Annotated in this window: 20 protein-coding genes and 3 pseudogenes; 12 read left to right on the forward strand and 11 right to left on the reverse strand. The window is 69.1% G+C overall.

All coding sequences use genetic code 11. The annotated features are described in order from the left end of the window. Window positions 1-154: 154 nt before the first annotated feature. Both ACIRO3_RS35500 and ACIRO3_RS35505 read left to right on the forward strand, forming a co-directional pair. Window positions 155-1801: an ABC transporter substrate-binding protein gene (locus ACIRO3_RS35500; protein ID WP_404143746.1), complete on the forward strand. Its 1647-nt coding sequence runs from the start codon at window positions 155-157 to the stop codon at window positions 1799-1801. Between the two features lie 29 nt (window positions 1802-1830). Further along, complete coding sequence (locus tag ACIRO3_RS35505) at window positions 1831-3279, forward strand: amidase (protein ID WP_404143747.1); 1449 nt, start codon at window positions 1831-1833, stop codon at window positions 3277-3279. 228 nt (window positions 3280-3507) lie between these two features. Here the strand turns inward: ACIRO3_RS35505 and ACIRO3_RS35510 are convergent, their stop codons facing one another. From ACIRO3_RS35510 to ACIRO3_RS35535, 6 genes are all read right to left on the reverse strand, one after another. Beyond that, complete coding sequence (locus tag ACIRO3_RS35510; protein WP_404143749.1) at window positions 3508-4389, reverse strand: SGNH/GDSL hydrolase family protein; 882 nt, start codon at window positions 4387-4389, stop codon at window positions 3508-3510. Between the two features lie 382 nt (window positions 4390-4771). Beyond that, complete coding sequence (locus ACIRO3_RS35515) at window positions 4772-5560, reverse strand: ABC transporter ATP-binding protein (protein WP_404143751.1); 789 nt, start codon at window positions 5558-5560, stop codon at window positions 4772-4774. After that, entirely contained in the window at window positions 5553-6548 is a 996-nt protein-coding gene (locus ACIRO3_RS35520; protein WP_404143752.1) for an ABC transporter ATP-binding protein, read from the reverse strand. The genes ACIRO3_RS35515 and ACIRO3_RS35520 overlap by 8 nt, the downstream gene beginning before the upstream one ends. Next, window positions 6545-7402: an ABC transporter permease gene (locus ACIRO3_RS35525; protein WP_404143754.1), complete on the reverse strand. Its 858-nt coding sequence runs from the start codon at window positions 7400-7402 to the stop codon at window positions 6545-6547. The genes ACIRO3_RS35520 and ACIRO3_RS35525 overlap by 4 nt, the downstream gene beginning before the upstream one ends. Beyond that, a complete protein-coding gene (locus tag ACIRO3_RS35530; protein ID WP_404143756.1) occupies window positions 7399-8352 on the reverse strand; it encodes an ABC transporter permease in 954 nt (317 codons plus the stop codon). The genes ACIRO3_RS35525 and ACIRO3_RS35530 overlap by 4 nt, the downstream gene beginning before the upstream one ends. 119 nt (window positions 8353-8471) lie before the next feature. After that, complete coding sequence (locus tag ACIRO3_RS35535; RefSeq protein ID WP_404143758.1) at window positions 8472-10082, reverse strand: CocE/NonD family hydrolase; 1611 nt, start codon at window positions 10080-10082, stop codon at window positions 8472-8474. 173 nt (window positions 10083-10255) lie between these two features. Between ACIRO3_RS35535 and ACIRO3_RS35540 the strand changes: the two genes are divergently transcribed. From ACIRO3_RS35540 to ACIRO3_RS35550, 3 genes are all read left to right on the forward strand, one after another. After that, the gene (locus ACIRO3_RS35540) at window positions 10256-10822 is read left to right on the forward strand and encodes a TetR/AcrR family transcriptional regulator (protein WP_404143760.1); all 567 of its coding nucleotides are present in this window, start codon (window positions 10256-10258) and stop codon (window positions 10820-10822) included. Window positions 10823-11354: 532 nt separating this feature from the next. Continuing rightward, on the forward strand, window positions 11355-12473 hold the full coding sequence (locus ACIRO3_RS35545) for a hypothetical protein (protein WP_404143762.1): 1119 nt from the start codon (window positions 11355-11357) through the stop codon (window positions 12471-12473). A 238-nt stretch (window positions 12474-12711) separates the two neighbouring features. Next, window positions 12712-12858: a hypothetical protein gene (locus ACIRO3_RS35550; RefSeq protein WP_404143811.1), complete on the forward strand. Its 147-nt coding sequence runs from the start codon at window positions 12712-12714 to the stop codon at window positions 12856-12858. Here ACIRO3_RS35550 and ACIRO3_RS35555 read toward each other — a convergent pair. Together ACIRO3_RS35555 and ACIRO3_RS35560 are read right to left on the reverse strand one after the other, a co-directional pair. Continuing rightward, window positions 12838-12939 (reverse strand): annotated as a pseudogene (locus ACIRO3_RS35555) (transposase); the annotation flags it as partial. The gene ACIRO3_RS35550 and the pseudogene ACIRO3_RS35555 sit on opposite strands and share 21 nt — an antisense overlap. 76 nt (window positions 12940-13015) lie before the next feature. Beyond that, the gene (locus tag ACIRO3_RS35560) at window positions 13016-13525 is read right to left on the reverse strand and encodes a hypothetical protein (protein ID WP_404143763.1); all 510 of its coding nucleotides are present in this window, start codon (window positions 13523-13525) and stop codon (window positions 13016-13018) included. A gap of 374 nt (window positions 13526-13899) precedes the next feature. Between ACIRO3_RS35560 and ACIRO3_RS35565 the strand changes: the two genes are divergently transcribed. Beyond that, on the forward strand, window positions 13900-14691 hold the full coding sequence (locus ACIRO3_RS35565) for an SGNH/GDSL hydrolase family protein (RefSeq protein WP_404143765.1): 792 nt from the start codon (window positions 13900-13902) through the stop codon (window positions 14689-14691). Between the two features lie 500 nt (window positions 14692-15191). Here the strand turns inward: ACIRO3_RS35565 and ACIRO3_RS35570 are convergent, their stop codons facing one another. Next, window positions 15192-15830 carry a TetR family transcriptional regulator gene (locus ACIRO3_RS35570; protein WP_404143766.1) on the reverse strand — a complete coding sequence of 213 codons (639 nt, stop codon included), beginning with the start codon at window positions 15828-15830 and terminating at the stop codon, window positions 15192-15194. Between the two features lie 140 nt (window positions 15831-15970). Next, window positions 15971-17317, reverse strand: coding sequence for a right-handed parallel beta-helix repeat-containing protein (locus tag ACIRO3_RS35575; RefSeq protein ID WP_404143768.1), 1347 nt, complete (start codon window positions 17315-17317; stop codon window positions 15971-15973). A gap of 1060 nt (window positions 17318-18377) precedes the next feature. On the opposite strand from ACIRO3_RS35575, the gene ACIRO3_RS35580 reads away from it, so the two are divergent. Then, on the forward strand, window positions 18378-19454 hold the full coding sequence (locus ACIRO3_RS35580; RefSeq protein WP_404143770.1) for a lytic polysaccharide monooxygenase auxiliary activity family 9 protein: 1077 nt from the start codon (window positions 18378-18380) through the stop codon (window positions 19452-19454). A 191-nt stretch (window positions 19455-19645) separates the two neighbouring features. Beyond that, entirely contained in the window at window positions 19646-20122 is a 477-nt protein-coding gene (locus ACIRO3_RS35585) for a DUF4265 domain-containing protein (protein WP_404143772.1), read from the forward strand. On the opposite strand, the pseudogene ACIRO3_RS35590 reads toward ACIRO3_RS35585, so the two are convergent. Further along, window positions 20108-20384 (reverse strand): annotated as a pseudogene (locus tag ACIRO3_RS35590) (transposase); the annotation flags it as partial. The gene ACIRO3_RS35585 and the pseudogene ACIRO3_RS35590 overlap by 15 nt on opposite strands. Between ACIRO3_RS35590 and ACIRO3_RS35595 the strand changes: the two are divergent. The 4 genes and pseudogenes from ACIRO3_RS35595 to ACIRO3_RS35610 all read left to right on the forward strand — a co-directional run. After that, window positions 20361-21002: pseudogene (locus ACIRO3_RS35595) on the forward strand (IS5 family transposase); the annotation flags it as partial. The pseudogenes ACIRO3_RS35590 and ACIRO3_RS35595 sit on opposite strands and share 24 nt — an antisense overlap. A 151-nt stretch (window positions 21003-21153) precedes the next feature. Continuing rightward, window positions 21154-21543: a hypothetical protein gene (locus ACIRO3_RS35600; RefSeq protein ID WP_404143774.1), complete on the forward strand. Its 390-nt coding sequence runs from the start codon at window positions 21154-21156 to the stop codon at window positions 21541-21543. A 17-nt stretch (window positions 21544-21560) separates the two neighbouring features. Further along, window positions 21561-21746, forward strand: a complete 186-nt coding sequence (locus tag ACIRO3_RS35605; protein ID WP_404143776.1) for a hypothetical protein — start codon at window positions 21561-21563, stop codon at window positions 21744-21746. A 738-nt stretch (window positions 21747-22484) separates the two neighbouring features. Beyond that, window positions 22485-22904: a DUF402 domain-containing protein gene (locus ACIRO3_RS35610; protein ID WP_404143778.1), complete on the forward strand. Its 420-nt coding sequence runs from the start codon at window positions 22485-22487 to the stop codon at window positions 22902-22904.

Raw genomic sequence — 22904 nt, forward strand, 5'->3', positions numbered from 1 at the left:
CGTCTTGCTCTTGACGCCCTAGCTCACCAGATGCAAGCGTGACATGCAACAGCGTTATATGACGTTCGTTTATGACGACTCGCGGGCGGCGCTCCCCACACCCCCATGTCGAGCGTCCCCTCTTGCTCACTCCCCTCGGCAAGGAGCATCAGCCATGGCTGCGAAGAAATCGGCGCTGACAGTGCTCGCGAGCGTAGGACTGCTGGCTGCCACAGCCTGTAGCGGCTCGGCGACCGGAAACGGCACACCCCCCAACGCCGGACGCCTCACCACCACCACCGCACCCGGAAGCTCCGAGGTGGACCGGGTGGTCTGGGCCCTGCCGTACGGCGAGCCGACGACCCTGGACCCCGCCAGGATCGGCGACTACTCTCCCCAGACGGTCGGAGCCAACCTCTGCGACACCCTGACCCGGATGAACGCGGACTTCTCCTTGAGTCCTGGCCTCGCCCAGAAGGTCACCTGGACCGACAACACGACCCTGGTGCTCGACCTGCGCCCGGGCGTCACGTTCTGGGACGGCTCGCCCATGACCCCCGAGGACGTGATCCACAGCCTGGAAAGACAACGGGACCCGAGAACGCAAGCTTTGTACGGCAACCACCTCGCCGCGGTGACCGCGATCGAGGCCACCGGTTCCCACCAGGTGACGCTGCGGACCAAGGGATACGACCAGACGCTGCCCAAGGCGCTGTCCACGTCGTTCGGCGCGGTCAACCAGAAGGCGTACACCGAGAAGGCCGGCGCCGCCTACGGCAGCGCCAAGGGCGGCTTGATGTGTACGGGGCCGTTCAAGCTGGGGTCCTGGAAGTCCGGCGCCGACATCACGCTGGAACGCAACGACGCCTATTGGGACAGCGGGCTCAAGCCGAGGGTGAAGCAGGTCGAGTTCCGCTTCATCACCAACAACAACACGCTGACCAGCGCCTTGCTGTCCGGCGAGGTGGACGGCACCTACGAACTACCGCCCAACAGCGCCACCTCGCTCGGCAAGGCGAACAACGGCGCGGTGCACCTCGGCCCGTCGACCCAGAACGTCCTGCTGATCCCCGGCAACGCCGAGTCGCCCGCGGCCGACCGCAAGCTCCTGGACGCCCTCTCCCTGGTCATCGACCGCGACGCACTGATCAAGAACGTCTTCGGCGGTGACGCCACCACCTTGAAGTCGCTCGTCCCGCCCCTGACCTGGCGCGGAGACAAGGCAGCCGCTCAGTTCGACGCGGCCTACGCGGCACTGCCCGACGTCCCCGAGCCCGACGTGGAGAAGGCGAGGAAGCTGGTCGCGCAGGCGCGCCCGGTCCGGCTCCCGCTGGTGGCCGCCATCCCCGCCGGGGACCAACGCGGACTGCAGGCGCTGACGTTCGTCCAGGCCGCGGCGAAGAAGATCGACGTGGACATCGAGATCAAGCAGCTCCAGCCCACCGAGATGTCCTCGCTCTTCTACGACGCCTCGGTCCGCGAGGGCCTCGACCTCATCCTCACCTTCGGCTACGTCACGATGCCCGACCCGTCGTCCTACGTGGCCGAGAGCGTCACCCCCCGTGGTCTCTTCAACTGGACGGGCTACGACAACCCCGAGGTGACCCGGCTGCTCGACCGGGCCCGCACCTCCTCCGATCCAGCCGCTTCGGCCACGGCGTACGCGCAGGCGCAGACCCTCTTCACCCCGACCACCCCGGCGGTGTTCCTGGCCACCACGCACGAGCGGATGTTCATGAACAAGCGCATCAGCGGTGCGCCGACCTCCTTCGCCTACATGGGCATGCCGTGGGCCGCCCACCTCGGCGGGACCGACAAGTGACCGCCACCCCTTCGAATCAGGAGACGACGATGACCGACACCACCGGCGGCACGCCGCTGTGGCACCACTCGGCCGCCGAACTGGCCGCCGGTATCCGCGCGAAGGCCTTCTCGGCCACCGAAGTCGCCGAGGCGTTCCTCGCGCGCATCGAGGAGACCAACCCTGCGCTGAACGCCCTCGTGGACATCCGGCCCGAGGAAGCCCTCGCCCAGGCCGCGGCCGCCGACGCCGCGGTCGCCGCGGGCGGGGAGCTGCCCCCGCTGCTCGGCGTCCCGGTGTCCACCAAGATCAACACCTCACAGCGCGGATACGCCAGCTCGCACGGCGTCGCCGCCTGGGCCGGCGCCGTCGCACAGGACGACGCGGTCTGTATCGCCGGCCTGCGCGACGCGGGGGCGACCTTGATGGGCCGCAGCAACAGCCCGGCCTTCGCCGTGCGCTGGTTCACCGGAAACGACCTGCACGGCACGACGCTCAACCCCTGGGAACCCGGACGCACACCGGGCGGCTCCTCGGGAGGCGCCGCCGCGTCGGTCGCCGCCGGCATGACCCCCATCGCGCAGGGCAACGACATCGGCGGTTCCGTCCGCTTCCCCGCGTACTGCTGCGGCGCCGTCGGCCTGCGCCCCACCATGGGGCTCGTCTCCGGGGTCGAGCCGCGCGGCGCGGAGGAGTTCGACAGCCCGCTGTCCTTCCAGACCATGGCCGTCCACGGGGCGCTGGGCTGGACCGTCGACGACGTCCGGCTCGGCCTGCACGCCATGGTGAGCCCGGACCTGAACGACCCCGTGGGCCTCCCGGTGCGGCCGCCGCTGGGCACGCCCGGCCGGGTGAAGGTCGCGGTCGTCCGTTCCGTCGGAGGCACCACGTCGCATCCCAGCGTCGACGCCGCCATCGACGACGCGGCCCGGTGGCTGAGCGAGGCCGGCCACGAGGTGGAGGAGATCGAGCTTCCCCTCCTCGGTGAGGCGGCCCGGCTGTGGTCGCTCCTGATCTACCAGGAGTTGAGGACGATGATGTCCGAGATCGAGCTGTTCGGTGACGACGCCGTACGGGTCTCCCTCGCGTCCTGCTTCGCCGCCGCTGCGCAGATGTGGGGCGAGCAGCCCACCCTCGCCGAATACATCCGGGGGTACGCCCGCCGCGGCACCCTCATCAGCCGCTTCCAGCAGTTCCTGGGCCAAGACCGGGTCGTGCTGACGCCCGTCTGCTCCGAGCCGCCGTTCGAGCAGGACGCCGACCTCGCCGGCGATGCCCGGGTGAGCGAGCTGCTGGCCTCGCAGTGGCCGATGCAAGCGGTACCGGTACTCGGGTTCCCCGCCATCTCCGTGCCCACCGGCCTGCGCGACGGGCTGCCGTCCGGCGTACAGCTGATCGGCGGCCGCTTCCAGGAGGACCTGCTGCTCCACGTCGCCACGGCGATCGAGACCCGAGCCACGCGCACCAGGCCTACCCTCTCCCGGGCGCAGGCCGGCTGACCGCCCGCCCCGGCCCATCGACGGCGTGCCCCGGCGGTCTGCACCACCCGCCGGGGCACGCCGTTTCCTTCTCCTTCCCCTTCCGCGCACAGCCTCCGTGAGTCCTGCCGAACCGGCGCCCCGTTGGTGGAAGCGCCCTGAGCGGTAGCCCCGGCCAGGGCGAGCGTTCCCGCGAGCCCGCCGGGCCCGCAGCGACCGAACGGCGACCCGTCGAAGGTCGTTCGTCGGTCAGTCGGCGTCGGCGAGGAGGGCGTCCGCCATGGCCCGTTCACCCGCCGCGTTGGGGTGGAAGGGCGCCGCGGCGTTGGTGAGGAGCGGCTCCATCCAGCGGGTTCCGGCGGGCTTGCAGATGTCGTGGCCGATGGACTTGCCGTAGGTGTCCACGTACACGGCTCCGTGGGCGGCGGCCTGGGTGGCGATCATGGTGTTGAGTCGTTTGTGGGTGTCCCGCAGCCAGGGGGCGTCACCTTTGGCGATGGTGGCGACCCAGGGGCAGTTGGTGCCGTTGTCGGGAAGGATCGCCGGGTAACCGGTGACCAGAATGCGGGCCCGTGGGGCGCGCCGGCGGATGCCGTCGAGGGTGGCGGCGATCTTGGGAGCGGTGGCGTTGACGGTGGCGGCGAGCTGGTCGGTGCCTGTCCAGGTGTAGCTGTTCTTACAGGGCGAGCCACCGAGGTTGAACGCCCCGAGAGCCACGCAGCGGACGATGATGTTGGCGAAGCCGACGTCGTTGCCGCCTATGGTGACGGTGACCAGGTCCGTGTCTGCGCTCAGCGCGTCGAGCTGAGGTGGCGCGGACGCGTTCTGCGCGGAGGTCATGTGCACCGTGGTGGCCCCTCCGCAGGTGACGTCCTTGTGGGTGGCGGGAGAGAGCGCGGCGTTCAGCAGGGCGGGGTAATTGCGAGCGGAGCGCATGCAGTTGGAATCAGCCTGCTCCGGTACGCCGGCTCCCGAGGCGTAGGAATCGCCGAGGGCCACATAGCGGTCGAGCACGGTGCCTGCGGCCGCGGCGGGCCCGGCGCCGACGCCGGCAACGGTGGCCAGAGCGGCGGTGACGGCGGTGAGGGCGACAGTGGCGCGGGCGCGACGGATCGGTGGAACTGATCGCATGGCAGTGCCTCTCGTGACGGGGTGGGGGGCGGGCGCCTTCTGGCCGCCGGGGAGGGCCAGTCGGCACGCCGGGCCGGCGGCAGGGCGGTCCCGTTCGCCTGCCGTCGGAAAGTCGAGTGCGCTGCGCGCAGAGTTACCAGTCGGTTGTACTCGCTCGTAATATGTGGCCGGTGTGACGGGTCGTCAAGATGTCGGACACCAACTTCTCCGTCACCGAGGAGCGGGCGACGGACGCGGAACGCCGCGTCGTCGAGCACAGGACGCACGTAGGGCCCCGGCTCTCCGGGGCCCGTGACTCGGGTGCGACAAGAGGAAGGCGCCTGTCCCGCCCCCTCGCCGGGACAGGCGCCTTCGCTCACTGGGCCGCGTGGCGTGGGGAACGTCAGGCGGCGGCTTTGTGCGCCCTTCTCCGCGGTTTCCAGCCCGGCTTCGGGATGGAGGCGATGAGGCGTCGGGTGTAGGGGTCTTGAGGGTCGCCGAGAACCGTTGCGACGGGGCCGTGTTCGACGACCCTTCCCGCCTGCATCACCAGGACGTCGTCGCTGATGTGCCGGACGGCGCCGAGATCGTGCGTGATGAACAGCAGGGCGGTACCGGTGTCCGTCCGGATGCGGGTGAGCAGGGTCAGGATCTGCGCCTGGATGGACACGTCCAGGGCCGCGATCGCCTCATCCAGGATCAGCACCCGTGGTTCGGCGGCCAGGGCGCGGGCGATGGCGACGCGCTGGCGCTGTCCGCCGGAGAGGGCCTTCGGCAGGGCGCGTGCCTGCCGTTCGTCCAGGCCCACCATGTCGAGCAGTTCGGTCACGCGGGCACGGAGCCGGTCCACCGGCAGGGGCCGGTGGAGCCCGACCGCCTCGGCGACGGCGTCGCCGACGCGCTGGCGTCGGTCGAGGGACGAGTAAGGGTCCTGGAAGACCATCTGGATCTGCCGGCCGCGGGCGCGGCGCTCGCGTGACCGCAGCCGGCCGGGCCTGCGCTCGTCGCCGGCGACGACGATGTGACCGCCGCTCGGCGGTTCGAGTCCCGCGATCATGCGAGCGGTGGTCGTCTTGCCGGATCCGGATTCGCCGACGATCGCCAGGGAACCTCGCTCCGGGAGCGCGAACGTCACGTCGTCCACGGCGACGAAGTCACCGAACTCCTTGCGGAGGTTGCGTACCTCAAGCATGGCTGCCGCCCTCCTCGGGAGTGAACGTGCGAGGGAAGTGGCAGGCCGCCGTGGCGTCACCGGCGGAGCTCGGTTGTGGCCGGTCGCTGCGGCACACGTCCTGAACGTGGGGACATCGTCCGCTGAAGGCGCATCCATCGGGTGCTTCGAAGCCGGACAGCGGCCTTCCGGGGATCGAGCGGAGTTCCGCGGCCGCGTCGGAGAGCGAGGGACGGGAGGCGAGCAGGGCGCGCGTGTAAGGGTGGGCGGCGCGCCCGCGCAAATGGCCTGCGGGGAGGTCTTCCACGGTCGTGCCCGCGTACATCACCACGACCCGGTCACACACGGCGGCCGCGAGTTCCAGGTCGTGGGTGATGAACAGCAGGGCGAGGCCGCGGGCTTCGCGGGCTTCCCCGATGATGGCCATCACCTCTTCCTGGGTGGTCACGTCGAGGGCGGTGGTCGGCTCGTCCGCGAGCAGCAGGCGTGGGTCGGCCGCCAGAGCGGCAGCGATCATGACCCGCTGGAGCAGACCGCCCGACAGTTCGTGGGGCCGTTGACGCATGCGCCGCTCGGCATCGGCGATGCCGACCTCCCGCAGGATTCCCGTGACCTTCTTGACCGCCTCGGCGGTGGGGACACGACGTGTGGTGGTCAGCCCTTCGATCAGGAAGTCGCCGACGCTGCGGGCGGGGTTGATGTGGGCGCGGGGGTCCTGGAACACCATGGCGGCCTCGGTCGCGCGGAATGCTCGCAGGCGCTCGGGCTTCATCGCCGGAACGGACTCCCCGGCGAACAGCACGTCTCCGCGGACGCGGGCGTTTGCGGGCAGCAGCCCCATGACGGAGCGGGCGGTCAGGGACTTGCCCGATCCGGATTCGCCGACCAGCGCGACGGCCGTGCCTTCGGGGATGGTGACGTCGGCGCGATGGACGACCGTGCGCGGCGCTCCGTCGAGGGGCAGGTCGATGCCGAGCGCGTCGATCTGGAGCAGGGGTGGTGTGCTCATGCGTTCTCTCCGAGCAGACGTCTGGACAGTCCCGTCCCCAGCAGGTTGAACGCGACGACGACGATCAGGATGGCGATGCCCGCGTACAGCGACTGCTGCGGCTGGCCGGCGAGGATCGAGGGCGCTCCGTTGGAGACCATCAGTCCCCACTCCGGGTCCGGGGGCTGGCTGCCGAGGCCGAGGAAGGAGATGGCGGCCACGTCGAGCAGGGCGTATCCGAAGCCGATGGTGGCCTGCACGAGGACGAGCGGGAGCAGGTTCGGCAGCAGGTGACGCAGCCAGATGCGGGCGGTGGGGGCGCCGAGGAGCTGGAGCGCCGAGACGTAGGGCAGGTGGCGTTCCTTGGCCGCGGCGGATCGTACGACGCGGGTGATCAGGGGGAGGTAGGCAATCGACAGGGCGACGACCGGTGCGGTGAGTCCGGCGCCGAAGACGGCGGCGACGAGGACGGCCAGGATGAGCCCCGGGAAGCCGAAGACGATGTCGAGGGCCCCTGATACGAGCCGGTCCAGCCGGCCTCCGAACCAGGCTGCCGTCAGCGCGAGGAGGGTGCCGAGCGTGGTGGAGACGGCGATGACGACGGCGGGGGCGGCGAGGCTCGCGCGGGTTCCGGTGATCAGTCGGGACAGCAGGTCGCGGCCGGTGTCGTCCGTGCCGAGAAGGTGGGTGGTGGACGGTCCGGCGTTGACGTTCATGGGGTCGACGGCGTTCGGGTCGTGCGGGGCGAGCAGCGGCCCGAGCACGGCCAGCAGGACGAACAGGGCGACGACGCATCCCGCACCGAGCGTCAGGCGGTCTCGTGGGCGTCCGGCCCGTCGCTTCGGCGCGGTGCGGGTGAACAGGGCGGTCGTCATCGGGCAACCCCCTTCTGGGCGGTTCGTGGGTCGAGGGCGGCGCTGATGAGGTCGACGGTGGTGTTGATGACGACGAAGACGATCACGAAGATCAGGGACACGGCTTGGACCACCGCCATGTCCTGCTTGGACGCGGCCTCGATCATGAGGGCTCCGAGCCCTCCGGTGCCGAACGCCTGCTCGGCGACGGCCGCGGTGGCGATGAGTCCGGCGATGCCGACGCCGGAGACGGCGAAGACAGGGCCGGAGGCGTTGTGCAGGACGTGTCGTCTGATCACCGTGTGCTCGGGGACGCCGCGGCTGCGGGCGGTCTCCACGTGCTCGGAGTGCATCTCCGCACGGACGGCGGTCCGGGTCACCTGGGCGACGTAGCCGATCCAGCTCAGCGCCAGCGCGACGGCCGGAAGGGTCAGGTGCGTCAGGGTGCCGGTGAAGCCCTCGCCGGAGCCGTAGACGGGGAACCACGGGAGTTGGACGGCGAAGAGCCAGATCAGCAGAACCGTCATGACGAAGGTCGGTACCGCCATCGCACCCGCCGTCAGGGTCGTGACCAGCGTCTCCGTGCGTCCGCCGCGCAGCGCGGCGACCGTGCCGATGAGGGTGCCGCCGACGAGGACGAGGACGGAGGCGTAGGCCACCAGTGCCAGGGTGTCGCCGGCGCGGGCGCCGATGAGGCCGGCGACGGAGTCGCGGTAGACGAGGGACTTGCCGAAGTCCCCCTGCAGGCAGTTGCTCAGCCAGTGCCAGTAGCCCTGAATGAACGGATCGTCCAGGTGGTACTCACGGTGGATCTGCGCCAGTACGGCGGGGTCGGGGTTCCTGCTGCCCCCGACGAGCAGAGTGGCGGGATCCCCGGGAGTGAGGAACATGGCGCCGTAGATGGCCAGGCTGGAGGCGAGCACGGTCAGGATGACCATGCCCAGCCTGGCCGCGACGAATCGGAGACTCATCTCGGACCGCCTCCTTCACGGCACCGTTCGACGGCCGGGTGGTGCACTGATGAGTCGGTTGCCGCAGTCGTGTGGGGGAGATGTCGCAGAGGGAGCATGGGCCCTCCTGGGCGCAGGGGCTATTCGCCGCTTTCGGGCAGGACGGTCAGACACAGGCGGGAGGGGTGCGTGGTACCGGTCCGGAGCTTCTGCAGACTCGCCTTGGGAGCGGTCGTCAGCCACGGACTCTCCAGGGAGCCGGAGTTGGGCAGGTGGTTCGGGAAGTCGCTGCCGGCGATCATCAGCGCCAAGCGGTGGCCCGGGCGCACCCGGTAGCCGGTGTGTCCCAGAGCGATTTCGACCTCGCCCGGCCTGTCGGCTTGGCCGCAGCCACGGACGATGAGGCGTGCTGTGCCGTCCGGGGCCAGGTCGAGAAGTCGTACGTATACGTCGAAGGTGGGGGCCGTGCTCTCCACGTGCAGCACCGCGTGGACGGGGCCGGCGAGGTCGAGTGGCCGGTCGCAGGCGGGGCCGGTGAACACGAGGACGTCGTCCCGGTCGAGTGTGCGGCGCTCGTCGACGTGGTCACGCAGTTGCAGGAACGTATCGGCCGCGGCCGACGGTACGAGATCGTCGGGGCCGTACCTCCACTCCGCTGCTTGCGATGTGGCGTCCGGACGCGGGGCCAGCCTTCCACCGGGAACCGTGCCGGTCGCCGCCGCCGGCTCCGTCAGGTACAGCTCGGCAGCCCTGGCCTCCGGCAGCGGCCAGGCGGCCGCGGTGCGCCAGCCCTCGTGGCCGAGCTTCCACCGGACCCGGGGCAGGGAGTCGGGATGGTCGAGGCCCTTGAGGAAGATGTCGAAGAACTCGATCGCGGGGCCGGTATAGGAGTCCAGCATGCGAGCGAGGGCGGCGTCGCCGGCCAAGTGGTCCGTCTCCGGGGTCGCCGGGGCGTCCTCCAGGAAGTAGTTCTCGTGGTCGATCGTGTCGGCGATCAGGTACTGGACGGCCGCCCAGCCGGGGCGCTTGGCCAGCTCCGCGTAGTCGCGCATGTGGGCGATGCCGAGGTTGTCGAACCAGCCGACGCAGTGCAGCACGGGTACGGGGCGGGAGTCGTAGGGGTGCGGCCCGTTGTACGGGTCGAGGGGGATGCCGCCGACGATGAGGTCGAAACCGGTGGAGCGCTTCCCGATCGCGGTGAACGCCTCCTCGTAGGCGGCGATGATCGGGCGCTTGCTGAGATCGACGTCGAACTCGTGGATGTCGTTGTCCGTCCACACCTGCGCCTGATAGGTGGCCCCCTCCAGCCACAGCGGCTGTCGCCCGGAGCCCGAGTCGTAGGTGGCGATGCCGGGGGCGTTGGTGGTGCTGGTCACCCGGGGGACGATGGCGCGCAGGGCGGGGTGCTGGCTGGAGACGGCGGACCACTGGGTGAAGCCGTAGTACGAGTCGCCGAACATCCCCACGATCCCGTCGGACCAGGGCTGGTGGGTGATCCACTCGATGGTGTCGTAGCCGTCGTCGACCTCTCCGGTCCAGCCCAGCGTCCGGCCCTGCGAGCGGAACTTGCCCCGGACGTCTTGGACCACCACGACGTAGCCATGCGCCGTGAACCTGTCCGCGATCTTGTCGAAGAAGGCATATCGGCTGTTCTTGTCATAGGGCAGGCGGGCCAGGATCGTCGGCGCCGGCGCCGCCCTCTGATCGGCGCCTCCGTACACGTCGGTGGCCAACTGCACTCCGTCACGCATGCGCACCATGCGCTGCTGCGCGGACGGAGGCACGGGTTCCGGTGTTACGCGTCGGACAGCAAGGCCCATGTGAAGCCCCTCCAGGGAAGCCAACCTTTAGATAACAACGTGATATAACAGCGTTGCATCTAGGTGAGCTCAACGTCAACCCCCCTCTGAGCTAGGTTGATTCCATGCCGATCGACGTCGACGAAGTCCAGCGCCGCAAGGCAATCGCCCAAGCGACCCTTGCTGTCGCCGCCCGGGACGGCGCGCGCGCCATCACCATCCGCGCCGTGGCCAAGGAACTCGGCGGTTCCACGGCCATGGTCACCAACTACGTGCCCACCCGTACCGCGCTGATCACCAACGCCGTACGCGCCGCCGAATCCCGGTGGCGGGCCGACCTGGAGGCCCACCTGGGCGACCTGTCCGGCGCGGACCGGCTGCGAGCCACAGTGGAGTGGCACCTCAGCACGGACCCCGAGGATCTGCTTCTCCGTACACTCTGGGTCGAGATGCTCTCGTCGGCCCACTCCGACCCGAATGGCGTCGACCGCCGGGAACCGCGCGAAGCGCGCGAGGAGTTCCTCGACGCGTCCACCGCCGCAGGAGTACCGGACCCCGGCCTCGCCGCCGACGTCCTTTCCCTACTGACCCGTGGCTACTACGTCTCCACCGTGGAAGAGCCCACCTACTGGGCCCCGGAGCGGGCACGTCGCGTCGCCAGAGCCGTCGTGGACGCCCTCATGGGTGCTTGAACACGGGTGCCTGAAGGGGACGTGCCCTCGGGGCCGCAACGTCTCGCGCGGCGGGACCCCCGGGACGGCGAGGGGCACGGACCCCGGCGGCGGTGGGTGTGGTGGGCCGCGCTGCCGGACGGGTTTGCAGCGGCCTTCGGGGCGGGGATCCGCTCCGCGTCCACCGAAGGCCTCGACGCCCTGACGAAGACCGATCTCTACAAGAAGGCCGCCGCCAACCTCCCCGGTCGCTCACACATGACACGCGACGACCTAGTGAAGGCGCTCACCTCCACGAGAGGGTGAACCATCTGCGCCGATCCGGTGCCGCGGGGCTCTGACCACCCCGTCACAGCTCGGAGGGTGCCGCGGGGCCCTGACCACCCCGTCACAGCTCGAGAATCCGGCCGCTTCAAGAGTGGCTGCGTCGAGTGCCGGATCGGCGCGAGCCGGCATCAAGGCGACGAGTCGGCGCGGCGCGTGGTGCCCGCAGAAGCAACGAAGCATCCTGTGGGCACGGTCGATCACGGGGGGCATCCGACGGGAAGGACTCATGCGGGTGTCGTCTCAGGGCGTTACGGTCGTTGCTCTTCTGGCCGATCCGGACGCGCCGACGGAGATCGCGCAGCGCATGGCTCGCGTACTCCCCGACCGGCTCGCCGACAGGTGGGGTGAGGGGCGCCGGTTCGAGTTCGAGGTGGTCAGCGAGCCCTTCACCGCGGGAACGGAAGACCTGTCCACCTTGATGCGCCGGATCGTGGACCGGTGGAGCGGGGAGGCCTGGGACGTCGTCGTGGCCCTCACCGATCTTCCGCTGCACTCGCACGGGCACAAGGTGATGGTGAATCTGAGTCACGAGCACGGCGTGGCGCTGCTGTCTCTTCCGTCGCTGGGGCTGTGTCTGCAGGCGAGGGCCCGGCGGGCCGTGGAAGAAATCGTGCTCAGCCTGGCGGGTCCGCAGGCCACCGGCGTCGAGGAGCCGCCGCGGAGTCGGTTGCTTCCGGATCGCTTCGCCGGCCGCTTCGCACCTGTTCACCGGGATCAGGTCGATGAGGCGGAGAGCACTGATCTCCGGTACGTCGTCAGCGGCCCGCGCGGGTACGCGAGGATGCTTGCCGGTATGGTGCGCGCCAACCGGCCGTGGCGATTGGTGCCGGGCTTGTCGAAAGCCTTGGCCGCCGCGCTCGCCACGGGAGCGATCGCCACCGTCAACTCCACCGTCTGGAGCCTGGCCGCGTTCCTGAGCACGCCCCGCCTCGTGATCGCCATGGTCAGTTCCCTGGCGCTGATGATCGGCTGGCTGATCGTGGACGCGAACCTGTGGCATCGAACGGCCAAGGACTCGCCGGAAGCGCGGAAGAGGGCGGCCCTCTACAACGCCTCGACGGTGGTGACCGTGGGCATCGGGGTCCTCGCCTGCTATGTGGGTCTTCTGGTCATCAACCTGCTGTCGGCGCTGTTCATCCTTAACGACCAAGTGTTCGCCTCCGCGACACGAACCCCTCTGCACGCCGTGGAGTACTGGACGTTGTCCTGGTTCGTCGCTTCGATCGCCACAACGGGGGGCGCCTTGGGGTCGGGCTTGGAAAGCGACGAGGCGATCAGGGCAGCCGCCTTCTCCAAGCGCGAACAGCAACGTCGCGACGCGCAGCAGGACGACCAAGAGGACTGACTGGCCGGAAGACCTCAGCTGTCCGGGTACGGAGGCTCCGCTGATGGATCGGGCGTGGTTGTTTCGCGTTCGGGTCGACGGTCGACGGGTAGTCGCAAGGCCCCGCCACCGTGTCGAAAGTCCGCGGACGAGCTGTTGGCGGCACCCCCGGAGCCGGCGGCACATTGTTCTCCGTCCCGCAGCGCCCCAAGCTCCCGCAGGCAGCGACGGTACGAACGCCCACCCCGTGATCCGCATCATGCTCGAAGACATCGCCCTCTCACCGTTTCAGGACTCGCTGACCGAGCGCAATCGCTTCACCGTGCTCTCCGACCGCCTCCCGACCCAGCTGTCCGCGCGCCGGACGGTCCCCGCCGTCCGCGACGTCCTTGGTTCCGTCGGCTGACCAGCGGCGGAGCAGTTCGCAGACGGTCTTCCGCGGCCCGTACCGTCCGGGGAGGTCCCGCCAAGCCGCACCCGTGGACAAGAGGGCCTGCCCGTGACCGCCGCCGAGCCCAACCTGGGTGGCTTGCAGTGGTCCACCCCACGTGGCGCCGCGGGGGTCAGCAGCCGCCGCAGTTGTAGAAGGTCACGTCCCAGTGGTTGCCTTCGTCGGCGTAGACGTTGCCGGCGCCGGACTTCCACTGCGGCGCGCCGTCGCCGCGCACGCCTATGTAGGTGAACGTGTTCTTGATGTAGTTGCCGACGCACGTGTACTTGCTGAAGTCGAGCTTGTAGCCGTTCCAGTGTGAGTAGGTGCCGCCGGCGTGCCCGGTCTCGGTGCCGCCGGTGATGTTCAGGGTGCAGCCGCTGGCGCTCTTGAGGGTCTGAGCGCCTTGTGCGGTGGCCAGGTTGAGCTGATCGAAGGACGTGCAGGTCGGGTTGTTGCGGTTGGAGCAGCTGCCGGACGAGGACCAGGTGATCCCGGAGCTGTTGAACTTCGAGGTGGCGGTGGCGTGGCTGATCTTGCCCGCTGCGTGGGCGTCGGTGGCGCCACCAAGGACGCCGACGCCAGGGGCGAAAAGCGTACCGAGGGCCAGAGCGAGAGAGGTGAGGACGGAGCGGAGTTTCATCGGGGGGCCTCCTGCTTGGGACCGTGACGGTGGGACGGCAGTGCAGGTGGATCGGGGTGTGCTGATCGAGCAAGGAGATGGTGCCCTAGGTCTACGCGCGTCCGCCAGAGGGAGGACGCACCGTCTTGGCGGACTCTCCGCAGATGTCGAAGCGCCTTTGGTGCGCCGCCTGTTGTGTCCGCACCATCCAGGGCCGGCGCCGCTCGACGCGCGTGCGTGGCGCAAAAAGGACGAGTCTACGCGCGGAGAAATAAACATGCGCCCATAACGGACGACATCCGTACCGGGGGCTACTCGCCGGTACCTCCGCCCTGCTAGAAGTAGCGCGCTTCCCCAACTCACTTCCCCCCACACAGGATTTGAGGCTGATCGCCATGCTCTGGCGAAGAATCGCGCTGTCCGTATCCACCGCGCTCGTGGCCGTCGCGGCCCTCGGCGCCGCCCAGCCGGCCTCCGCTGCCGGGCACCGCTATGTGGCCCTCGGCGACTCGTACTCCGCCGGCGTCGGCGCCGGCAACTACCTCTTGGACAGCGGCGATTGCCGCCGCAGTACCAATGCGTACCCCCACCTGTGGGCCGCGGCCAACTCCCCCTCCTCGTTCTCCTTCACCGCATGCTCGGGTGCGACAACCGGAACCGTTCGCAGCAGCCAGCTCGGCCCCCTGACCTCGTCCACGACCCTCGTCAGCGTCACGGCAGGCGGCAACGACGTCGGGTTCGCAGACGTCATGCAGACATGCGTGCTCAACGGCGAGGCCACCTGCGTCGCGGCCGTCGAGGGTGCCATGGCGAAGATGAACAACAACCTGCCCGGAAGCCTCTCCGCCCTCTACGGGGACATCCGCAGCCGCGCGCCCCAGGCGCGCGTGGTCGTCCTCGGGTACCCCCGGTTCTACAAGCTGTCGGGAAGCTGTGTTGCCGGACTCGGCGAGGCCGAGCGGGCAGCCATCAACCGGGGTTCCGACACCCTGAACGGTGTGCTGGCGAAGCAGGCCGCGAGCGCCGGCTTCACCTTCTCCAGTGTCGTCGACGAGTTCACGGGCCACGAGATCTGCTCGGCGAGCCCCTGGCTGCACAGCGTGTCCGTCCCCGTGTGCAACTCCTACCACCCCAAGGCCGCCGGGCAGTCGGGCGGATACCTGCCCGCGTTCCGCTCGGCCGCCTGACCCCTGCTCGCACGCCGCTGGTCGGTACCCAGGACCATGCCACAGGCGAAAGTCCGTACAAGCGGACCCGGCCCGGAACCCCCTCGCTGTTCACCAACGGCCAGATCGGCGGCTCCACCGGGTCCCGGATCATGACCCACTTCCCGTCGCGTGAGACGTATCTCCACAGTACGCTCTGGCCGATTGCGACCTGGCCGCTTACGGGTGTACCGGCGCTGGCGGGCACTTGCCAGGGGCGGACGTTGCCGTATCCGGTGATGTGTGAGCCGTCCCAGGTGCGACAGTTGGCACCGTGCCGGCAGCACCGACGGTACCGGCCAGCAGGGCTGGTACTTCATCCCCAGGGACTGCCTGCCCGCCCACCTACCGGGCTGACCGGCCCCGACAGACGCCGGAAGCTGGGCTGAGGGAATGACACCCCCCGCCCCGCGTGATAGCCGAGCGGAAGATGGTCGGGCAGGGGTGGCGTGTAGGGGTGGCGTGTAGGGGCGGCCGGCCCGTCAGGGGCTTTCCAGCAGTGTCAGCACCGCTGTAGCCAGTCGACAGGCGGTGTGCTGCGGGGGTTTGGCGGGCAGAATTAGGTGGCTGATCGTCATGCGGACGGTGATGTCTGCGGCGACCTCGATGCGCTGTTCGTCCTGTGCCGGATAGCGCTTGCCGAGCCAGTCCTGCAATAGCGCCTGTCCTGCGTCGAAGATGGGGTCGGCGCGTGCGGTGAGGTAGGGGAGCAGGCTGTCTGAGCCTTTGCGGGCGGCTGCGATGACTGCCCGGATGAGGGGTTGTTTATCGGCTTCGGTGAGGACGTGGTGGATGGCGGCTTCGAGGCAGTCGTGAGTGTCGGGGAGCCCGGGGTAGAGGGTGTTGGCGACGCCGCCGAGGAATTGCTGAGTTTCGCGGATCACCAGCGCACGGCCCAAACCGGCCCGGCTCCCGAATTCCCTGTACACGGAGGGGCGTGAGACGTCGGCGCGGGCCGCGACCGCTGAGAGGCTGACCTGATCCCATCCGGCGTCGCACGTGAGGTCGTGAGCGGCGTCCAGTACGCGCACTCTCATGTGCTTGCGCCAGGCGACGCGAGGCGGGTCGGGTCCCGGCTCACCGGTTGAAACTTCCGTTCCACTGTTCTGGTACGCCGCCATGGTCGCGATTCTGTCAGGGAGGTAGGTCGGAACGGAGGGAGGTCTGCGGGAGCCCGCCGGCGGAGCGGGCGGTGGTGCCGGCCTCTCTCCGCCGGGGAACGGGGCCGACGCCACGTTAGGAAGGCCTGGCGAAACGGTCGTCAGGGTCGCTTGCGTCGGGCGGCGAAGACGAGGCCACCGCCGACGGAGAGGACCGCTGCCGCCATGGCGAGCGGGATCGTGGGATCAGAGCCGCCTGTCTCGGCGAGGGGATCGCCGGCGCCGTTGGCGTTGAGGCCGGAGTCGCTGTTGCCACCGGTGGATGCGTCTGCGGCGGGCGTGGAGCCGATAGCGCTTCCACCGGCGCTCTTCCCGGCGGGTGCGGAGGACTGGCCGTGGCCGGCGTCCGAATGGCCCTGCGACGCGTCGATTGTTTCGGCGCCGAAGCTGTACGCGCCGCGGTCGGTTGCACCACCGCTCCTGCGGGCACCGGTGAAGTCCGTGGTCACGGCGGCGAACGGGACTCCCGAGCCGATGGCGGGGGAGCCTTGTCGCAGCCGGAAGTCGGCGGTCGCGCCGGTGGAGGCGTTCACGAACTTCGGTTCCGCGACGATGTCGTGAGTGCCTTTCACCTCTGGTGCTTTGCCGCCGAAGTAGACGTTGTAGTCGTAAGTGACGTCCGTGTTGCGGGACTTGCTGTTGCTCGGTTGATCGGGCCGACCGTACGCGATGTTGTTCAGCAGCCGGACATCGGTGCTGTCGTTCGCGAAGACGTTGGCGTAGCTGTCCATGCGGCTGCTGCGACCGTTCATGTACGCCGTGTTGTGCACGATGTCGACGTGCCGGCTTTTGTAGGAGTGGATCCCTGAGCCGCCGTTGTCGTACGAGATGTTGTCGGCGACCAAAGTGCGTCCGCCGTATGCCGGGTGGTCCGAGTCACCCTTGAGGGTGTCGATGATGATGCCGTTGCCGTCGGAGTAGCAGCGGCACTTCTCCCACTTGATCTTGGTTTCGTTGTCGTGGACGCGGTTGCCCGTGATGCGGATCTTGTACGTTCTGGAGTTCCCCCCGCCGATGTCGCGGGGGGTGAGAACGGAGATGCCGCTGGTCGCGTAGACCGTGTACCACGAGTTTGAATGGACGTGGTTGCCGGCGATCGTCACGTGGTCGGCGTCGATTGCCGATATGCCGCCGCCGGCGCAGTCGTGCACCTGGTTGCCGGTCACCTCGACGTGGTGCGACATATCGCCCGTGGTTCTGTTCTGCTCAATGGATATGGAGTTGGTATTGAAGGTGGGGTCGCCCTTCTTCGAGCCGCGCTCTGCGCCGGCGAGGGTCAGAGCCGCGTTGTTGCCCTTGACGTCGAGGTTCTTGATGGTGATGTAGGACGCGCCGTTGACGCTGATCCCGTTCCACGCCCGTACTGGGTGAATCACCGGGCTATGGCCGGGGTGCGCGGTGAAGGTGATGGGAGCTCCGGGACGCCCCGAGCGCTTGACGGTCAGCACGTTCGAGCCCGCGGAGCGCTCCGAGTACGTCCCGTTCATGATGGAGACGGTGTCGCCCGGACCCGCGCTGTCCGCGGCCTTCTGAATGGTGAGGAAGGGGGCTCCCGGTGAGGTCCCCGGACTGCTGTCGTTCCCGCTGGAGCTGACGAAGTAGGTGCGGGCAGCGGCCTGGGCCGGCCCGGCTCCTATGGTGACGAGTGCGAGGGGGACGGCGGACGTGAGTAGCGCCGTGGTCGCGGCGAGACTACGTGTGCGGTTCATGGTTGGCTGGTCTCCGAGAATTGTCCGGGCGGAAGGGGGGCCCCGCGGCGACTCACAAGCCCTGCGCGCAGGCCGAGTACGTACACGACGGGTATGGCAGTGGCACCGCGCCGGCGCGGTGCCGGGTCAGGTCGCCGGGTCGAAGTGCCGCAGCCGTGATCTCACCCTTCCGGGTTGCCTGGGTTAGGGGGGAGCTGCGTGCCCGACGGTCGCAGACCCGAAAAACAGGCGCAACCCCGGACGTGCTGTAAACGTTCTGATGACTCATCAGTTGTGCGGTTGGAGTGGGAGGGCGACGGGAACATTCAAGGAAGTCCCGCACATGCGTGGTCGGTTGGCGCGCTGCTTCGCTCGAGTGCTTCGCGCACCGGTGTCGTTGAGGCGTGAGAGTCCGCCGCCGTCCCGGCAGCCGGCTGGTCCACGAGCTGTACACCGCGCAGTGCGCCACTGAAACCGAGGCCGTACGCCTGGCAACCTGCGTCTGGGGGCGTCGCGCACCGGGTTTCCGCCACCGCAGGAACGATGCGGGACAGCACCCTGGCGACGGAGCGGCTCTTTCGTCCCGACCGGTCGACCGGTGCGAAAGGATTTAGGGACGTCTATTTCCAGCTCTGCGCCGTCGGGGGCGTCTGTATGTGGGTGGCCGCCGTAGGGCGCGGTAGATCCCGGTCGCGCCGGTCCTCGTCACAGCCACGCCCGAAGAAAGCTTTATGCCCTATATAGGTATTCGCGGCTGGTGGACTCAGGACGCGGGCAAGGCACAGCCTGCAAAGAGGATTCCGACCAGACGAGGGACACGATGAGCGGCTCCCAGGGCACTACTCCGTCCGATCTTCGCGGCGAAGTCAGGCACCGCAGTGACGGCAAGCACACCATGTACGGCATCAGCTTGCGCTGGCAGATCGGCATGAACGCGCCTGACCAGGGGGCTTGGCCGCCTCCGGAGGACTGGAATGACGGCAAGGCGCCCTACCCACACGTCTACGAGGTGTGGATCAACGGTGAGGTACGGCAAACGGTCTTCCTCTACTGGCCGGCCTGGGACTGGACGCCGTCCAACACTCACTGGGTGGATCTCGGTGAGGAACCGGACGGCGAATCCAGTGTGAAGATCCGCGCGAAGGTCGACGGCCAGTTCACCCCGTTCTCCAACGAGGTGACGGTGAGTCCCAAAGGCGCCCGTCGGTGGTCGGCTCCCCGCCGGCCCGAAGCAGCTTCCACTGACCTTGCCGCGGCGCCGCGGCATGGCACGGTCAACCACCCGCGCAGCCGCGCCGCCGCTGCCATCCGGGACGAGGACCCTTCCCCGATCTGTGTCGAGGCGCGCCGTCTGAACACGAGCAACGTCTGGCAGGAGGTGGTACCTGGAGCCGAGCGGATGCTCGCCGATTACCCGTGGAACAACACCGAAAAGTACCTGGAGTACCGCAAGTTCTTCGAGGACGACGCCGTCCCGTCCGCGGGCAACCCGGCCTTCCGCGGTCTGGATCTGGCGCCGGACGACACGCTGGGAGAGTGGCCGCTGACGCAGCTGGACACCTCCGTCGGCACCCAGACCTTCTCCTACGACTACACGGCGTATCACACGAATGAGTCCTGGTCCCACCGGTGGTTCATCACTCGTGCGGACTGGGAGCCCGGTAACGGCTTGAGTTGGCAGGACCTGGAGCCCATCCCCTTCCTGGTCGAGGTCCAGGGATCGCACCGAGAAGAGGAATCCAGCCAGTGGGAGTTCGCGTCGTTCCCACGCCGGACGGGGCGCGCGGCGATCGTGCAGATCTGGGGTGGGCACGGTGGACCGGACACCCCAGACGGTGGAAACGGCGGCAAGACGGGAGAGTTCTTCGCCTCCACGTGTGACGTGACGCTGCGGTAGCCGAACGCCAGATCTGCGTACTCACGCAGGCCAGCGCACGTAATGTCGCGCGCGCCGGCGTCCGGGCCCCCACGACGGCCCGGTCGCCGGCGCTCAGCTTGTCGTCAACCTCCGGCCGCGCCGTGCTGAGGTTGATCTCCAGCTCAGACCCGGTGGAAGACCTTGTTGACGGTCGGCGCATGATGGCCGTCATGGAGAACGTGGTCGAGAAGATCAAGGTCTGGTTCCGGTTCATCCCTCGCGAGGGATGGTTTCCCCAAGACATCGAGGGCCTGTGGGCCACGCCGCTCGGCGATGACACGGCGTGTGTGCAGAACATTCCGTTTCTCCAGAATGGGGTCGCCGAGGGCGATGTAGTGCGATACCAGACCGACGCCGACGGGCCCCACTGGGCTGTCGGGCGGGTCAATTCGTCCGGCAACTGCACGATTCGTGTGGTGCCTGTTCCCACCGGTCCCCTGGGACGCAGTCCGCAGGCGGTGCATCAGCGCCTTTCAGTGTTCGAGCTCGGAGGCGAGATCTTCAGCGAGGACTTTCCCATGGTGGCCTTCACCGCACCGGCAGGCGCGGACTTCGCCGGGATCAAGACTCTCCTGGCACAGGGGCAGACAGAGGGATGGTGGCACTACGAGGTCGGATGTGGCACCGACGAGTGGTGGAACGCCTGAACATTTTGGTGCACGCGCTGGAGTGCCCGTCTTCGCGTGGAGGTTCCCGAACCCCCTGCGGGCTCGGGCGGGGGTGAGCCTGTTCGGTTCCGCCGGCCGTTCCCACGGCCGACGGAGGTCACGCGCGAGTGGCCGGGCGAGCCGAATAGGGCGTGGGCGGCCAGGACGAGCCAGGTCCAGCGGTCGGCGCGGCGGAGTCCCGGAGCTTGGGTCGGGTCCAGCGGAGCGTCTGCTTGAGCAGGCGGAACACAAACGGGGGGTCAGGTGGGCTGTCGACGGAACCTGGGAACGGATCCTGACGTCCGTCCTGGCCGCGGCGGACGCCTGCGACGCCATGCCGCGGCGGACGCCTGCGACGACATCGACTGGACCGTCTCGGCCGATTCGACCGTCGTCCGGACGTACCAGCACGCCGCGGGAGCACTCAAAGGGGGCTGCGGGAGGCGGGGAGCCAGCCGATCACGCACTCGGACGCTCCTGCGGAGGCCTGAGCACCCAAAATCCATCTGGCGGCCGACGACCGGGCCCGACCCACTCGCGTTGACCGTTACCGCAGGCCAGGCTGGTGACGCGCCTGCCTTCGAGACGGTGATGGCCCTGATCCGTGTGCCCCGCACCGGTCCGGGCAGGCCGGACCAAATTCAGCACTGTCCTGGCCGACCGTGCGTACTCCTCACACGCCATCCGAGCCCACCTGCGGCGCCGGGGCGGGCGCCCGCCCGGCTTCGACCGCGAGGTCTACAAGCAGCGGAACACCGCCGAACGCTGCATCAACCGCCTCAAGCAGTGGCGCGGCCTGGCCACACGAACCGACAAACTAGCCATCGCCTACCAGGCCGCACCCCACCTCGCCGGCATCCTCATCTGGACCCGCCACTGACCAAAGAAACAGAACCCAACCCCACCGCCCGGTGTGCCGGCGCCTCCACCTGGACAGTGGCCGTAGCAGGACCGGCCCCCGCCTCGGATACCGTGTTCCTCTACGGGGCGCCATAACGGATGTGACGCCCCCCACCGGAGGTAGTCAACGTATGAGTTCAAAGCGCAGCAAGACTCCAGCCCTGCCCGTACTTGACGACGCATTCCGACTCGCGTCGGTCAAGGACGCCGAAGAGGCCACCCGTGACATGGCCGCGCGGCTGGCCACCACCGAGCTGCGCCGCGTTTCCCATCCGGGCCGGGTCACCTGGGAGCCCACCGATCAGGCCGAGCCCGTACCGGTCCCGCCGACGGTGGTCGACGGTGACGGGGACCTGTGGCTGCGGGACCGGGGCACTGGCACCTGGACCATGCCCGAGTTCAACCCGAAGGAGTTCCCGGCCCGCTGTGGCGAGGTTCTGACGTGGAACCAGCTTGCCCGCGAGTTCGGCCCGCTGACCGCACTGGCCGACGACCGCCGCATGGGCGGCGGCCGGCGCTGACCGCGCAGGCTCCTGGGATGACCGCGCCCCCTGAAGCGCCCGTTACGGGTAGCAGGGAACTCCGGCTCACCGCCGGGCTCGACGATGGCGGCGAGCAGGTGAGCGTGGTGGTGGCGTGCGACGGCCTCAAGCAGCAGCGTGGTGCGGGCCCGGCGCCACCCGATGTCCTCCGCGTGGCCGGCTTCGGTGGACCAGCCGGGTAGCGGTCGGCTTTCAGTTGCCATGGTGAACGATCGGCCCAGCTCGCCGATCACTGCTGTCAGTCGGCCAACTGCCCGAGCAGGCCGCGTACCAGGTGCGTGGAACGACCGGTGCGGGGCGTGCAAGGAGGAGTCCGTCGGTCGCATGGAGACTGAGCGGGTGGCGCGGCCACAGGCCGAGGACGTCGCGGCGGGCACGGCGGCCGAAGCCCAGACATCGAGGGCCCGGCGGCTACCCCGCGCGCACTGCCGCAACAGGGCATTCCAAGCGAGTGGGCAAGCCCAAGGGGACACTGGGCAAGCCACCTTGACCGGTGGCTTGCCCACCCTGACCGGAGCACGTCGGGCGGGCGGCGTCGGTCACGGCCCCCGCGGAGTCTCCCGGCCAGGCTGCGGCTGACCGAGGGCCGGGGACCGGACGGCGGGGGAGTTGTATGGATCGGTCACGGCGCCTGACGCGCGGTTTGACCGATGGCCCGAGGAGATCGGTCACGCCTGCCCCAATGACCGATCTGTCGGGCGGGCAAGCCGGGCCGGACAGTCCAAGGCCCCGGACAGTCCAAGGCCCTGGACCGGCGGAGGACGGGGTGCGCGGTTTCGACACGGGGCCGGACGGTCGTACGGCGTGACGTGCACCGTTCGGGCCGGGTGTGGAGCGAGCAGGCACTGCAGGTCGTCTAGACACCGGCGCGGCGCTGGTGACCGCCTACGTGCCCGGAGCGCAGGCCCGTCCTGCACGCGATGGCCCGTGTGGAGGGGGACCGGTCGCTGCGCACGGAGGCGTTCGGGGAGATGGCGGCCAGCCGGTGGGAGCTCGCGGGCGCGGTGTGGCAGGAGACCGACCTGCTGTTGTGGAAGCCGCCGACGGCCGGGTTCAGCATCAACGCCTTCTACATCTCCGACGGGCACGGGCACGGGCACAGGCACGGGCGCCGGCTGCGGAACTGGTACGTCAACTTCGAGCACCCCGCCCGCCGCGCCACGGGCGGGTTCGACACCCTCGACCTCACCGTGGACCTGGTGGTCACGCCCGACCTCACCCGCTGGGAGTGGAAGGACGAAGACGAGTACGCCCACGTGGGGCGGCTCGGCATGGTCTCCGACACCGAACACCAGGCCGTCGACGATGCCCGCGGTGAGGTCCTGGCGATGCTCGCCTAA

It is taken from the genome of Streptomyces sp. NPDC102278 (assembly GCF_044766345.1).
GTDB lineage: Bacteria > Actinomycetota > Actinomycetes > Streptomycetales > Streptomycetaceae > Streptomyces.